This is a genomic window from Staphylococcus sp. GDY8P47P (genome assembly GCF_016892225.1).
GTDB lineage: Bacteria > Bacillota > Bacilli > Staphylococcales > Staphylococcaceae > Staphylococcus > Staphylococcus borealis.
This window is the reverse complement of sequence record NZ_JAFENV010000014.1, coordinates 169,962-184,203: the sequence shown is the minus strand read 5'-3', so window position 1 is coordinate 184,203 and position 14,242 is coordinate 169,962. Positions and strand designations below refer to the sequence as shown.

Below are 14,242 nucleotides of genomic sequence, written 5' to 3'. Positions count from 1 at the left end.
CAATGAAATTTCCAAGTGTAGCAACTAATCGAAAGCTTATCGCTAGTACAGAGATTAATAAAAAAATAGCTAATATGACAAGTGTTTTAAAAGGTTATTGGGCAGCAGATAGATGGGATATAAGAATTTGTCCGCATCCTAGTGCAATTGAGTTAAGTAAGAATCCGTCACTAAGAAATCGTTGGGTAAATTTCGATAAGGTGGAAAATGTCTGGTTGAAAACAGAATTAAAATATTTTTATTACCTTCACTTGAATAATGGAGCTTGGAATGCAAAATCCGTTTGGATTAGAAAGGGAACAGTGATAAGCCGGATGATGGGATTTTTAAATTTAAAATATCCTAATATTACATCGATAACCGAAGTGCCTATAAAAAAAGCTTTGACAGAATACCGGACCTACTTAACAGAACAAAAAGTAAAAACTACGACTACTAATTACAAACTTGATGTAAATCAGCAGAAAGTTACTGTACATGCGAATTCCTATTACGTTACTCATCTTAAGCAGTTTATGGAATTCTATGAGGACTTCTATTTTGATGGGGAAGAATGGGAAAAAGATGTTTGGAATCGAAGAAAATTATCATTACCGGAAGATAAGGTAAACCCAACATCCTACGAATATACGATCAACTTTAAGGGTTTTAAGAATAATTATTTTAAAGAAATAGTTAAGCGATATTGTAAACTAATGTTAAACACAGCTAGCTTTTCTCACGTAGTAGATATAGCTTCAAAATTAAAAGAATTTTTTAATTTCATGAACAAAAATTGTGAAGGTATACAAAGGATTCATCAATTAACTAGAAATGAAATTGAGCAATATTTTAATTATATTAATTTAAAAGGTTTAAAACCCAGTACTGTAACTGGACGAATATCTACTTTAGACGTTTTTTTTACTACAATTCAAAGATATGACTGGAAGGATACACCTTCTAAGATCCTTATCTTTCAAGAAGATTACCCTAAAGTGCCGAAGGCACTACCACGTTATATTGATGAACATATACTTGAACAATTAAATGGGAAATTAGATAAATTGGAACCTTATATTGCTACAATGGTTATGGTACTTCAAGAATGCGGGATGCGTATCAGTGAACTTTGTACATTGAAAAAAGGGAGCGTCATAACCGATAAAGAAGGGGATTGCTTTTTAAAGTATTATCAGTGGAAAATGAAGAAAGAGCATATCATTCCTATTTCTAAAGAAATTGCTGCATTGATATTAGTTCAAGAGCAAAGGGTGGCTGATGAACTCGATGATGGATGTGTATATGTGTTTCCCCGAAAAGATTGCTCACCATTGAAACAAGATACCTTTAGGGTTAAATTAAATGAACTAGCTTATGAAGAAAAGATAACGGACAGCAACGGAGAAATTTTTCGTTTTCATGCTCATGCCTTTCGGCATACAGTTGGCACTAGAATGATAAATAACGGAGTGCCACAACATATTGTCCAGAAGTTCTTGGGTCACGAATCACCGGAAATGACGGCAAGATATGCACATATTTTTGATGAAACCCTAAAGAAGGAATTTACGAAATTTAAGGAAACCTTAGTAACGAATAACGGTAGCATTCTGGATTTAAGTGAGGAAAATACTGAAGCTGACAATACAGATCTTCAATGGTTTAAAAAGAATATCAATGCACAGGCACTTCCTAATGGCTATTGTCGGTTACCAGTAATTGCAGGACCATGTCCTCACGCAAATGCATGTTTAGATTGTACGAATTTCTGTACAAGTAAACAATTTCTTACTGAACATGAAGAGCACTTAGAGCGAACTAAAGAAATACTAAATAGGGCTAAACAAAACCAATGGCAGCGTCAGGTTGAAACCAATGAACGTGTTAAAAATAGATTAGAACAGATTATTCATTCGTTAAAGGAGACGAATTAAAATGATTAGAAAAGGTAACACAACTGCCATAGTTCAGCTAGCTAAAGACAAGTCGGAGAAAACAAGAATTAGGGTTGAAAAGACAATTTCAGAGATGGCATTGAAAGAAGAGAAGATTAATTTTAATTCCGTTGCACAAAAAGCAAATGTTTCAAAGTCATGGCTTTACAAACAAAAAGATATTAGAACTAGAGTGGAGACATTAAGAGGGATGCAGATAAGTGAGTTAACCCCCCGTAAACCTAGTAAAAGCCCTCGTTCAGAGGACGTATTAATAAAAACCTTAAAAAGCCGTATAAAGGCGTTAGAAGAAGAGAATGAACGGTTAAAGGATCAAGTTCAAAAATTACATGGCAAGCTGTTTTAGCAGATTTGTGTTTCTTGGAATTTATTGGGCACTTTGAATTGGCTACCTAAAATGAAATCGCTAAAACCTTCAATAACTTCAATAGCCCATTTCCCTAAATGTGTTAAGGGGAAATGGGCTTTCTTCTAGTATTGTTGGCATGATCGCAGAAGTGTTTTATGCTCTTAAATAATACTTTTTAATATATTGCAAATACTCATTAGCACTTTTCTGTATCTCTTCGCCCTTCATATCCGAATTAGCACCGTAAAGTACAAACTCTGGTACATATTCAGCATGAATCTATGCACATAAAGATTTGAATGGTGTTAACATCTGGGTTAATGTATGCTTGTTTTTACCCATACTTGTAAATTCACCTTTTTTTACGCCAGCTGATATAGCTAATCCTAATTTTCGATTATAAAATATTCTTTTACCCTTTGATCCGTAAGCCCATCCATATATAATCACTTCATCGATCCATTTTTTTAATAATGAAGGAGAACTATACCAATATAATGGAAATTGAAAAATAATATTATCATGATTTTCAACTAATTCCTGCTCTCTTTTTACATTCATAATAAAATCAGGATACTCTCTATAAAGATCATGAATGGTAATTTCGTTTGAATAAGACGCTGCTTTTTCTACCCAAACTTTATTGATTCGAGAATTTGGCATATCTGGGTGAGAAACGATCACCAATGTTTTCATTGTTTCATCCTTAACATACTCAACTTTCGCACCAATAAAACAGTGTACGAAAGTTGAGTTACTTAAAAGTATTCTATTCTAAGAAATTCAAATTTGCGTGATTCCTAAGCTATTTATTTACAGCTTAAACTATAGAAGATGAACTAAACAATAACTAATCTTTACATAACTAAGTTATTACCCACGCTTTTTTAAACCTAATCCAGCTATTAAGGCAATGAGTATTGCCCCTGTAGCTGCAAGGAACGCATCTGAGTAGGACATAGCGTCCAATATATATAATGGATTTATCGGCTCAGTAGCATCACGTCGAGCGGATAATAATGCTCCAATCATACCTGCTCCAGTTCCTGCTCCAAGGTACAAAGCACCTTGGAAAATCCCCATTCCGACACCAACCTTGTCTGCATCGAGTGCACTTACTGCGGCGTTATTTGCGGGAGAATTCGTGAATGCAAAAGCAATCCCTACTCCGAGGACCCCCACGGAAACTAACAGAGGTGAAGCACCAGATGCATAGGTGGACAAGAATAAGGTAGACAGCCCCATCAGAGTCATCCCAGTAATTATCAGACGTTTATCCCCAAATCGATCAGAAAGACGGCCAACGAAGGGAGATAAGATTGCAACAGCCACACCACCTGGCAACAATATCATTCCAGCCTGTCCAGAAGAGAGTCCATTCACCTCAACGACTAGTAATGGGACGAACACAAGAACAGCGTAATAAGCAAACATCGAAAAAAATGCAATTATGACCGTATTGACATAATCCTTGTTATTGAACAGGACAGGTGGTACAAATGGATTTTCTGCGGTAACAATTCTCCAAATAAATCCCACCAAAGCTACAACAGAACCAATTAGGCTAGTTAACGATGAGAACGAAGAAAAACCAGAAGTTTCTCCTTGAGTGATGCCAAAAAGGAGTAATCCTACTGTGAGGCCGAGGAATAAACCACCAATGAAATCAAAGTTCTTATTGCTTCCTACGGATTCTGCCGGTTTAATTGTCGGTAACGCGTAGTAGGCACCAATAACAATCATAATGGCTAACAAAAATGTGAACCAAAACAAGGCATTCCACCCTAAATATTGACCAACTACTCCACCAAATATTGGACCAGCAGCAGTTCCAACACCAATACTTCCTGCGATAATTCCCAAAGCTCCCCCACGTTTTCCTTGTGGGAAAACCTTCGAAATTGCAATGACTGATAGAACTGGAATTGCGGACATCCCAGCACCCTGAACCATTCTTCCCAAAACCAACAATGGGAGGTTCGGGGCAATTGCACATAAAAGACTACCACTTGCCAGAATCATAATGGTAAAGATATATAGCTTTCGTAACTCAAAAAAGTCTGAGATTCGACCATAAATCGGAACTCCAATCGCAAGAACAAGTGCAATACCACTAACTATCCAACTCACTTGAGATTTCGAAGCTTCTAAATCTTTGCTTATTAGTGGAAGTACGGGATTGACTAAATCAGCCGTAATTGCACCTACAAGTACAGATAGGGAGAGTACCATCATTAAAAGCCTAGTAGAACCCCTTTTTTCAGATTGAATCATTTCTTTAGATTTACTATCCTTTTTCATTTTATTTCCTCCTAAAATATATTGTGATTTTAGGAGGCTAAATCCACTGCTTTCACCATAAACCTCACCTCATATCTATTTATATTGTAAAACCAAATCAACGAACTCACCATATTTCTACAGCATGATTAAAGATTCGGTTCTCCAAACTAACTGAACTGATCAAACAAAAAAAAGGCACCAGTTTAACAACCGGTGCCTAATCATTCGTATGCATTTTTACAAATGCAATAGATTCATAAATTTTTGCCCATTATATAAAAGGAGGCAAAAAGTTTTCCGGTAGTGTTTCCATTTTTTGTTTTTGTGAAAAAGGACATACTGATCCCGTTGTACCTAAATCCCCTGAAACTTTTACATGCTTTCTAAACTCGACATTAATGAAATCAATTCCCATTACTTTTTGCCTCCTTTCTCATATTGTGATAATAACACAATAATAATTGATGAAAAAGAAATAATCAACCCTACTTTTTTGAAAACCAATTTAAAGCTTTACTACTTTTACTTACATAATAAAGGCAGGTGCAGTATAAACTTTTTTAAATAGGTCTTCTTTAACGAGCAGGTAGCGTCAGTTAAAGTAGATAATTTAAGATCGAAATCATATTATAGATATTCCGAAATTGGGCGTGATTGTTGCAGGTCAAAAGCTTAATTCCTCGATAAAATAAAAAGGAATTAGTTTTTTTATTTGTGGTACATTCTTCTGACCGTAATCAATTGTCATCTAATAATGACATTGTATTTTTTCATTTGATTTAACACGTTAAATATATGTTCTTAAAGTAAAAACATTGATGTTAATGGATTTTTAGTAATTTACTCTTGATAAGACATCACACCTTCTAAAGAAGATATAGCAACTACTATAAGATTAAAAGATTGCGGTGAATTATTAGGGATTCAAGTCCTTGATCATATTATTATTGGAGATCAGAAATATGCAAGTTTAGTGGAAGAAGGTTATTTTGAATAAGTCAATTTAAAGAATGATTTGTTTTAATGATTAATCATCTTGTATAATTGTGTTTGAAAAATTTTATAGAGGTGCTTTATGACATTATTTTTAATCATTGGGATTTTGATACCAGTTATATATGTATTAAGACTTACAATTAAAGAATACACCATTGGACTTAAAGAAATGCTTGTTACAGTTGTTCTTTCTATGATAGGCATTGCGATATTTACCGTGCTAGGCGTGTTGATTAGTGGCCAAGATATAAATATTGCTACATTAATTTTAGCTTCGTTAATTACAGGGGCTATATGGGGGATATTACTATCTAGCATTTATAAATTATTTAACTATCTAAGACATACATTTCGTAAATAAAAACTAGCCATTGCAATATCAATTATGATAAGTGATAATGCATGGCTAGTTTCCAATTTATTGAATATAGGCGGATAATACTTGGAAATTTTCCATAATCCAAAGTATACCTTGATATCCTAAATATAATCCTAATAGTATTAAGGCTACAGATATTACAAATCTAAGAATTGCAAAACCAACCCTAAATAGCAATATCACAAGTAATGCAATTAAAATGATACTCACAATACTCATTATCAACACTCCTCATGAATATCCATAAACAATAATATAGTTATATTATAAAACATTCTTGATTAATTTGGTATCATACTTTAGTGCATACCATTTTCATGCTTAAGACTGATGATGTTGTGACAACGGTCATTTATAATAATATGGAATACTATTGGAGGGTATTTAATGCGATTTTTACTTAGTATTATTAAAAATATCATTGCAGTCATAGCTATTATTTGTATTATATATTTTGCATTAAAATACGCACCATTTTTAAGAGATCAAGATTGGAATCCAATTAATCATCCTATTAATAATGAGCAAGTCAGTAACGCACCAAATAATTTGAATCGTCCACAAAATATTCCGGCTAATGGTAAGCATTATGAAATCCAAGATAATGATATTTTACAAAATATACCAGCAAGTCAAACTAGAAATGTATTTAAATATTTGGATAAAAAAGAGTTTATGGCGGTTTCTGGTCTAGGTAGAATGGGATATAATGACAATTATTTAGCAGGTCAACGTGATGATGAATTCATTATTTATAAATTTGGTAGTGATCATATTAAAGTATATCGAACTGAAATAGAAATGGAACAAGATTTAAATGCGCTCGGTCAATATATTGAATTAAGACCTTTTGATGCATATTAATTAAGTTTTCATAATTGAACTCGCTTATTTTCTGCGTTATGGTTATGTTATAAACTAAATTTCGAAGGTTGGTGTGATGAATGTCTGAACAATCTAAAGAAAAACAAGCAAATGAACAAGCTAAAGCGCAAAATCTTTTCGCGAAATGGAGAAAAGATGAAAAACTTTATAGTGATGATGATAAAAAAGATAAAGACAAAAAGTAAAATTAATTTCAAAATGAGTTTGATGAGTAAGATTAGATAATATAGGCTATGTAACACGTTTCATAATAGTCTAGTTATCTAATCTCTTTTTTATTTTAAGATGATACTATAGAATAAACTTAGTGCTTTATTTAAGACTCCGAGTAATATAAAATAATATAGGATGATTAAAATTAGAATTTATAGAGGTGTTATGAGTGCAAAAGTTTTTCAAAAATAACAAATTAATTGTTGTTTTTTGTGCGGTTATTATTTTTATTGCACTGATTGGTTTGTCATTAAGATCGCAGACGCAATCACCTCCTGAACAATATGTAGGGGATTCCGTTTCTCTTGGACAAAGAGTCGTGAGTTATCCTGTCAATTTTGTTACTGGAGCGATTAATAATCTTTTTAGCTCAAATAAAACAACTGATAATAATAAAGTGAAACAGCTAGAGGCTAAAAATGAAAAGCTAGAAGCGGAAAATAAAGATTTAAAAAAAGAATTAGATATGACTGACATTTCTAAATATGATCCTATTTCTGGTGCAGTAATCGCTAGAAATGCAGATCAGTGGATGAATACAGTTATTATCGATAAAGGTAAAAAAGATGGTGTTAAATCTAATATAGCTGTTATGACCGCTGAAGGCTTAGTTGGAAGGGTAACGAAAGTCAACCAATTTTCAGCTCAAGTAGACTTATTATCAACGAATACAAGAACAGGTAAATTGTCTGTTAATATTCAACATGATTCTAAAAATGTGTTTGGCTTAATCGACCATTACGATAAAAAGAATCAGGAACTTGTGATTGGAAATATTAATAATAAAGATAAGATTTCAAAAGGCGATAAAGTTGTTACAAGCGGATTAGCCGATCAATTGCCAAGTGATTTATACATAGGTGAAGTTACCAAAGTTGAGAATGATGAGTATGGATTAGCAAAAGAAGTGAGCGTTAAGACGGGTGCCAATTTATCAGATATTAGCCACGTTTATATTGCCAAAAAAGATCCTGACAATGGTACGGATGAAAGCAGGGACAATTGATGAGAGTATTGTGGTACTTAATTGTTGGCGTTGTGTTGTTTTACATCGACAGCATCATTGGACTTGTGATACCGATGCATTTTGGTCATTTTGAGTTTAATCTTATCCCACACTTAATGTTATTATATATTTTGTTGTTAACAATTTATCGTGGCTTCGGTATAGGATTAATCTTTGCAGTATTATTTGGAATTGTAACGGATGTTTATACCGGTAGTGTATATGGTTTATATATGTTTGGTTACTTAGCACTCGTGGTTATTTTCGATAAATTCCTTAACGTTTTTTATCGAGATTACACTATGGTTTTTGCATTAAGTATTGCAAGTATCATTGTGTTTGAGATTTATATAGCAATGATATATGGTGTGATTGGGTTCGCAAATATTGATATCATTAATCTTATTTTATTGAGATTAATACCAACAGTAATAATGAATATCTTATTGTTAATGATTCTATTTCCTATATTTATGAAATTAATGAAAAAAACACAAAATCAAGATTGACACATAGATGTAGTAATGGTAAGATGCAGTAGTTGAGTAGTTTTATAGCTACATACAACCGCTCAAATATAGGTTTAAGAACATTTCGATGTCACCTATATATGGCGTGACTTATAATTATAGGAGGTGCAAAGTATGTTTGCTATTATCGAAACAGGCGGTAAACAAATTAAAGTAGAAGAAGGTCAAGAAATCTTCGTTGAAAAATTAGATGTTAATGAAGGTGACTCATTCACATTTGATAAAGTTTTATTTGTAGGTGGCGATTCAGTTAAAGTTGGTGCGCCAACTGTTGAAGGCGCTACAGTTACTGCTACAGTTAATAAACAAGGACGCGGTAAAAAAATCACTGTATTTACGTACAAACGTCGTAAAGACTCTAAACGTAAAAAAGGTCATCGTCAACCATACACTAAATTAACTATTGATAAAATCAACGCTTAATCTATGATTACGGTTGATATTACTATTAATGATAGTGGAAAAGTAACTGACGTTATCATGGATGGTCATGCTAATCATGGTGAATATGGTCATGATATTGTTTGTGCAGGTGCATCAGCGGTTATATTTGGAAGTGTTAATGCGATTCTAGGTTTAACGACTGAGAAACCAGACATTGATTATGAAGATGACGGAGGTCATTTTCATATCAGAAGTGTAGATACAAACAATGAACAAGCGCAACTAATTCTTCAAGCGATGTTAGTTTCTTTACAAACGATTGAAGATGAATATAATGAAAATATCAGATTAAATTACAAGTGAGGTGTATCCCGATGTTAAAATTAAACTTACAGTTCTTCGCATCTAAAAAAGGGGTAAGTTCTACTAAAAACGGTCGTGACTCTGAATCTAAACGTTTAGGTGCTAAACGTGCTGACGGTCAATACGTTACAGGTGGTTCAATTTTATACCGTCAACGTGGTACTAAAATTTATCCTGGTGAAAATGTAGGTCGTGGTGGCGATGATACATTATTCGCTAAAATCGACGGCGTTGTTCGTTTCGAACGTAAAGGTCGTGACAAAAAACAAGTTTCTGTTTATGCAGTAGCTGAATAATTTTGTCTAGTTAACACCAGAAGTGAATGCTTCTGGTGTTTTATTTTGTTTTTATAGAATTTAACTAACTTTATTGTATTAGTTTTTTATACTTTAATGGATAATGATATAATATTGTCATTGAAGAACAAATCGTAAAAGAGGTGAGATATATGTTTGTCGATCAAGTTACAATATCTCTTAAAGCCGGTGATGGTGGTAATGGTATCACAGCTTATCGAAGAGAGAAGTATGTCCCATTTGGTGGACCTGCTGGTGGTGACGGTGGTAAAGGCGCATCAGTAGTTTTTGAAGTAGATGAAGGTTTAAGAACATTATTAGATTTTAGATATCAACGTCACTTTAAAGCTAAAAAAGGTGAAAATGGACAAAGTAGTAACATGCATGGTAGAGGTGCCGAAGATTTAGTATTAAAAGTACCACCTGGCACGATAATTAAAAGTGTTGAAACGGATGAAGTTTTAGCAGACTTAGTTGAAGATGGCCAACGCGCTATAGTTGCTCGAGGTGGACGAGGCGGACGTGGTAATTCTCGATTTGCAACGCCTAGAAATCCGGCGCCTGATTTTAGTGAAAATGGTGAACCTGGTGAGGAATTAGATGTTACATTAGAACTGAAATTACTTGCTGATGTTGGATTAGTAGGATTCCCTAGTGTAGGAAAATCAACGTTGTTATCAATCGTTTCCAAAGCTAAACCCAAAATTGGTGCCTATCATTTCACTACGATTAAACCGAATTTAGGTGTTGTTTCAACACCAGACAATAGAAGTTTTGTAATGGCTGATTTACCAGGTTTAATTGAAGGTGCTTCCGACGGTGTTGGATTAGGACATCAATTTTTAAGACATGTTGAACGTACAAAAGTAATTGTGCATATGATAGATATGAGTGGATCAGAAGGCAGAGATCCATATGAAGATTATCAAATCATTAATAAGGAATTAGTTAATTATAAGCAAAGATTAGAGGATAGACCTCAAATCGTTGTAGCTAACAAAATGGATATGCCTAACGCAGAAGACAATCTAACGCTATTTAAAGAAGAAGTAGATAATGATGTTGTAATCATTCCTGTCTCAACGATTACACGTGATAATATTGATCAATTGTTATATGCGATAGCGGATAAATTAGATGAAGTTAAAGATATTGACTTCAGCGTCGATAATGACGAAGAAGTAGGTGTTAACCGCGTACTTTATAAACATACGCCTTCACAAGATAAATTTACTATTACGCGAGATGATGATGGCGCTTATGTTGTCAGTGGTAATGCTATTGAAAGAATGTTCAAAATGACAGACTTCAATAGTGATCCTGCAGTTAGAAGATTTGCTCGACAAATGCGCTCAATGGGTATTGATGATGCATTGAGAGAGCGTGGTTGTAGTAATGGAGACATCGTTAGAATTTTAGGTGGAGAATTTGAATTTGTAGAATAGGAGTGCTAACAGTGGACAACAAAGATTATAAAAAGTTTTATTTGATACGAGAAGATGTTTTACCTGAATCAGTGGTTAAGACATTAAAAATTAAAGATGCTTTAAAAAATAATCCGGAATTGTCCATTTATGAAGCAGTTAAATTATTCGATCTTTCCCGGAGTGCATTTTACAAATATAGAGAAACCATATTTCCTGTAGATGAGAAAATGCTAGACCATCGTGAATTTACACTCATCCTTTATGTAAATGACATTGTAGGAATGCTAGCACAAGTACTGAATACTATTTCTAAACTACAATTATCTGTACTTACAATTCATCAAAGTGTACCTATGGAAGAGAAAGCTACGATAACGCTATCTTTAAGCGCCCAAAATACTACGATTTCAATTGACGAAATAATTAAAGCTTTACGAAATATTGATCATGTTTCTAAAGTCGAATTAATCAGTATGAGTATGTAAGGAAGGTTAATAATGTACGCTTATATTAAAGGGAAATTAACACAATTATTTCCAACTCACGTAGTTGTTGAAACATCGAATGGAGTAGGGTACGAAATTCAAACACCTAATTCTTATCGTTTTCAAAAATATTTGGACCAAGAAGTAGTCATATATACTTCTTTGATTGTTAGAGAAGATGCAGAGTTACTTTATGGCTTCATCAATGAAGAAGAAAAAGATATGTTTTTAAGTTTGATTAAAGTAACAGGGATAGGCCCTAAATCTGCATTAGCAATTTTAGCGACAAGCACTCCAAATGAAGTTAAACTAGCCATTGAGAATGAAAATGACGCTTATTTAACGAAGTTTCCAGGTATAGGGAAGAAAACTGCGCGTCAAATTGTGCTTGATTTAAAAGGAAAAGTACAAATTACAACAGAAACAACTGAATCACTACTCAGTATCAATGAAAATAGTTCAAATAATGAGCAACTAGTGAAAGAAGCTTTACTTGCGCTTGAAGCTTTAGGATATTCAAAACGTGAAATAGCTAAAGTTGAAAAAGTATTGAACAAATCATCATTTGATTCAGTTGATGAAGCAGTGAAACTCGGCTTAAAAACACTGGTATCTTGATTTTTTAAAAGCAGAGACGAAACATTAACTAATGTAACTGGGGGAGAAAATATGGATGACAGAATGGTTGATCAATCTTTGCATAATGAAGAAACGTCTTTCGAGCTGTCACTTAGACCAACAAGATTAAAACAGTATATAGGACAATCTTCAATTAAGAATAATCTCGAAGTATTCATTAAAGCGGCTAAACTTCGTGAAGAACCATTAGATCATGTACTTTTATTCGGACCACCAGGACTTGGTAAAACAACGCTATCTAATATTATTGCAAATGAAATGGATGTTAATATCAGAACTGTTTCAGGACCATCATTAGATAGACCTGGTGACCTAGCTGCGATACTTTCTGGCTTACAACCTGGCGATGTATTATTTATTGACGAAATTCACCGTTTAAGTAGTACTGTAGAAGAAGTGTTATATTCAGCAATGGAAGATTTCTTCATTGATATTATTATTGGTAAAGGTGACGAGGCGAGAAGTATTAGAATAGACTTACCTCCATTTACGTTAGTTGGTGCAACTACACGAGCTGGAAGTTTAACAGGCCCATTGAGAGATAGATTTGGTGTTCATCTAAGATTGGAATATTATAACGAAAATGATTTAAAAGAAATCATTATCCGTACAGCAGAAGTTTTAAATACTAAAATTGACGATGAAAGTGCGACTGAATTAGCGAAACGTTCGCGAGGTACACCACGTGTTGCCAATCGTTTATTAAAACGTGTCAGAGACTTTCAACAAGTTAATGAAGATGAACAAATTTATATTGAAACAACGAAACAAGCTTTACAATTACTACAAGTAGATGCAGAAGGTTTAGATTATATTGATCATAAAATGATGAGATGTATTATAAATCAATACAATGGAGGACCTGTAGGACTGGATACAATAGCGGTATCTATAGGTGAAGAACGTGTAACCATTGAGGATGTCTACGAGCCTTTTTTAATTCAAAAAGGCTTTATAGAACGTACACCTAGAGGTAGAAAAGCCACTGCATATGCGTATGAACATTTCAAAAATTTTAATAAATGAGGGAATAAAAATGAATGTTGAGGAATTTGATTATGACTTGCCTGAATCATTAATTGCTCAGACCCCTTTGAAAGATAGAGACCAAAGTAAATTATTGGTGTTAGGTAGAAAAGATGGTCACATCACACATAAACATTTCAAGGATGTGATTGATTATTTAGAAGCTGGTGATACGCTTGTCTTAAATGATACGCGTGTTATGCCTGCACGATTATTTGGTTTGAAAGAAGAAACTGGCGCAAAAGTTGAAATGCTAATGCTTACCCGAATTGAGGATAACGATTGGGAAGTATTACTTAAACCTGCAAAACGAATTAAAGTGGGTAATAAATTATCTTTCGGAGACGGTAAGATTGTAGCTGAATGCATCAAAGAATTAGATCAAGGTGGACGCATCATGCGTTTACATTATGAAGGAATATTAGAAGAAAGATTGAATGAACTCGGTGAAATGCCACTACCTCCATATATTAAAGAACGCTTAGATGATCCTGATCGTTATCAAACTGTATATGCCAAAGAAAGCGGCTCAGCAGCAGCGCCAACAGCTGGGCTACATTTTACAGATGAATTGTTAGATGATATTAGAGCTAAAGGAATAAATATTGCATTTATTACCTTACATGTTGGATTAGGTACATTTAGACCTGTGAGTGTTGAAGACATCAATGACCATGAAATGCACAGTGAATATTACCAAATGACACAAGAAACAGCGGACTTATTAAATCAAACTAAAAAAGAAGGCCACAGAATCATTTCTGTAGGTACAACATCTACTAGAACCTTAGAGACGATTCGTAGAGATTATAGTGAATTTGTAGCTGTCAGTGGCTGGACTGATATTTTTATCTATCCAGGATTTACGTACAAAGCGATAGATGGTTTGATTACTAATTTCCATTTACCTAAATCAACGCTTGTCATGCTTGTTTCCGCATTTAGTAGTCGAGAAAACATTTTAAACGCATATAAAGAAGCTGTTAACTTGGAATATAGATTCTTCAGTTTCGGTGATGCGATGTTAATTATTTAATGAATGAG

At 33.8% G+C, this 14,242-nt stretch carries 19 protein-coding genes, 1 pseudogene and 1 other annotated feature; of the genes and pseudogenes, 16 read left to right on the top strand and 4 right to left on the bottom strand.

Annotated features, from left to right (window positions below; genetic code table 11):
- Positions 1–2: 2 nt before the first annotated feature.
- Both JVV30_RS05775 and JVV30_RS05770 read left to right on the top strand, forming a co-directional pair.
- Positions 3–1,916, top strand: coding sequence for a tyrosine-type recombinase/integrase (locus JVV30_RS05775; RefSeq protein WP_029658482.1), 1,914 nt, complete (start codon positions 3–5; stop codon positions 1,914–1,916).
- A 1-nt stretch (position 1,917) separates the two neighbouring features.
- Positions 1,918–2,283 (top strand): DUF6262 family protein, encoded by a 366-nt coding sequence (locus tag JVV30_RS05770; RefSeq protein ID WP_000619629.1) that lies wholly within the window; start codon positions 1,918–1,920, stop codon positions 2,281–2,283.
- Positions 2,284–2,565: 282 nt separating this feature from the next.
- On the opposite strand, the gene JVV30_RS05765 is transcribed toward JVV30_RS05770, so the two are convergent.
- The 3 genes from JVV30_RS05765 to JVV30_RS05755 all read right to left on the bottom strand — a co-directional run bounded on the left by JVV30_RS05765 (position 2,566) and on the right by JVV30_RS05755 (position 4,984).
- On the bottom strand, positions 2,566–2,982 hold the full coding sequence (locus JVV30_RS05765) for an NAD(P)H-dependent oxidoreductase (RefSeq protein WP_031883923.1): 417 nt from the start codon (positions 2,980–2,982) through the stop codon (positions 2,566–2,568).
- Between the two features lie 177 nt (positions 2,983–3,159).
- On the bottom strand, positions 3,160–4,587 hold the full coding sequence (gene fexA, locus JVV30_RS05760; protein ID WP_113587801.1) for a chloramphenicol/florfenicol efflux MFS transporter FexA: 1,428 nt from the start codon (positions 4,585–4,587) through the stop codon (positions 3,160–3,162).
- Positions 4,588–4,840: 253 nt separating this feature from the next.
- Positions 4,841–4,984: a hypothetical protein gene (locus JVV30_RS05755; RefSeq protein ID WP_002360221.1), complete on the bottom strand. Its 144-nt coding sequence runs from the start codon at positions 4,982–4,984 to the stop codon at positions 4,841–4,843.
- A gap of 438 nt (positions 4,985–5,422) precedes the next feature.
- Between JVV30_RS05755 and JVV30_RS05750 the strand changes: the two are divergent.
- Together JVV30_RS05750 and JVV30_RS05745 are read left to right on the top strand one after the other, a co-directional pair.
- A pseudogene (locus JVV30_RS05750) lies at positions 5,423–5,566 on the top strand (JAB domain-containing protein); the annotation flags it as partial.
- A gap of 78 nt (positions 5,567–5,644) precedes the next feature.
- Positions 5,645–5,926, top strand: coding sequence for a hypothetical protein (locus tag JVV30_RS05745; protein ID WP_053029581.1), 282 nt, complete (start codon positions 5,645–5,647; stop codon positions 5,924–5,926).
- Between the two features lie 57 nt (positions 5,927–5,983).
- Here JVV30_RS05745 and JVV30_RS05740 read toward each other — a convergent pair whose 3' ends face one another.
- Positions 5,984–6,163, bottom strand: a complete 180-nt coding sequence (locus JVV30_RS05740; protein ID WP_204193644.1) for a hypothetical protein — start codon at positions 6,161–6,163, stop codon at positions 5,984–5,986.
- A gap of 168 nt (positions 6,164–6,331) precedes the next feature.
- Here JVV30_RS05740 and JVV30_RS05735 point away from each other — a divergent pair, with 168 nt between their 5' ends.
- From JVV30_RS05735 to queA, 12 genes are all read left to right on the top strand, one after another.
- Positions 6,332–6,808 carry a DUF4930 family protein gene (locus tag JVV30_RS05735; protein WP_053029579.1) on the top strand — a complete coding sequence of 159 codons (477 nt, stop codon included), beginning with the start codon at positions 6,332–6,334 and terminating at the stop codon, positions 6,806–6,808.
- Positions 6,809–6,888: 80 nt separating this feature from the next.
- Positions 6,889–7,014, top strand: a complete 126-nt coding sequence (locus tag JVV30_RS13230; protein WP_107629785.1) for a hypothetical protein — start codon at positions 6,889–6,891, stop codon at positions 7,012–7,014.
- Positions 7,015–7,211: 197 nt separating this feature from the next.
- A complete protein-coding gene (mreC, locus tag JVV30_RS05730; RefSeq protein WP_204193643.1) occupies positions 7,212–8,048 on the top strand; it encodes a rod shape-determining protein MreC in 837 nt (278 codons plus the stop codon).
- Complete coding sequence (mreD, locus tag JVV30_RS05725; protein ID WP_070854915.1) at positions 8,048–8,557, top strand: rod shape-determining protein MreD; 510 nt, start codon at positions 8,048–8,050, stop codon at positions 8,555–8,557. Before mreC ends, mreD begins: the two co-directional genes overlap by 1 nt.
- 46 nt (positions 8,558–8,603) lie before the next feature.
- Positions 8,604–8,679, top strand: a sequence feature (ribosomal protein L21 leader region).
- Positions 8,680–8,692: 13 nt separating this feature from the next.
- Complete coding sequence (gene rplU / locus JVV30_RS05720) at positions 8,693–9,001, top strand: 50S ribosomal protein L21 (protein WP_002448968.1); 309 nt, start codon at positions 8,693–8,695, stop codon at positions 8,999–9,001.
- A 3-nt stretch (positions 9,002–9,004) separates the two neighbouring features.
- Positions 9,005–9,325: a ribosomal-processing cysteine protease Prp gene (locus JVV30_RS05715; protein WP_053029576.1), complete on the top strand. Its 321-nt coding sequence runs from the start codon at positions 9,005–9,007 to the stop codon at positions 9,323–9,325.
- Positions 9,326–9,336: 11 nt separating this feature from the next.
- A complete protein-coding gene (rpmA, locus tag JVV30_RS05710; protein WP_011275573.1) occupies positions 9,337–9,621 on the top strand; it encodes a 50S ribosomal protein L27 in 285 nt (94 codons plus the stop codon).
- 152 nt (positions 9,622–9,773) lie between these two features.
- Positions 9,774–11,066: a GTPase ObgE gene (obgE, locus tag JVV30_RS05705; RefSeq protein WP_070854916.1), complete on the top strand. Its 1,293-nt coding sequence runs from the start codon at positions 9,774–9,776 to the stop codon at positions 11,064–11,066.
- Positions 11,067–11,077: 11 nt separating this feature from the next.
- On the top strand, positions 11,078–11,533 hold the full coding sequence (locus JVV30_RS05700; RefSeq protein ID WP_070854917.1) for an ACT domain-containing protein: 456 nt from the start codon (positions 11,078–11,080) through the stop codon (positions 11,531–11,533).
- Between the two features lie 12 nt (positions 11,534–11,545).
- Positions 11,546–12,151, top strand: coding sequence for a Holliday junction branch migration protein RuvA (ruvA, locus tag JVV30_RS05695; RefSeq protein ID WP_053029573.1), 606 nt, complete (start codon positions 11,546–11,548; stop codon positions 12,149–12,151).
- Positions 12,152–12,202: 51 nt separating this feature from the next.
- A complete protein-coding gene (ruvB, locus tag JVV30_RS05690; protein ID WP_053029572.1) occupies positions 12,203–13,198 on the top strand; it encodes a Holliday junction branch migration DNA helicase RuvB in 996 nt (331 codons plus the stop codon).
- A gap of 10 nt (positions 13,199–13,208) precedes the next feature.
- Positions 13,209–14,234 carry a tRNA preQ1(34) S-adenosylmethionine ribosyltransferase-isomerase QueA gene (queA, locus tag JVV30_RS05685; protein WP_053029650.1) on the top strand — a complete coding sequence of 342 codons (1,026 nt, stop codon included), beginning with the start codon at positions 13,209–13,211 and terminating at the stop codon, positions 14,232–14,234.
- Positions 14,235–14,242: the final 8 nt, after the last annotated feature.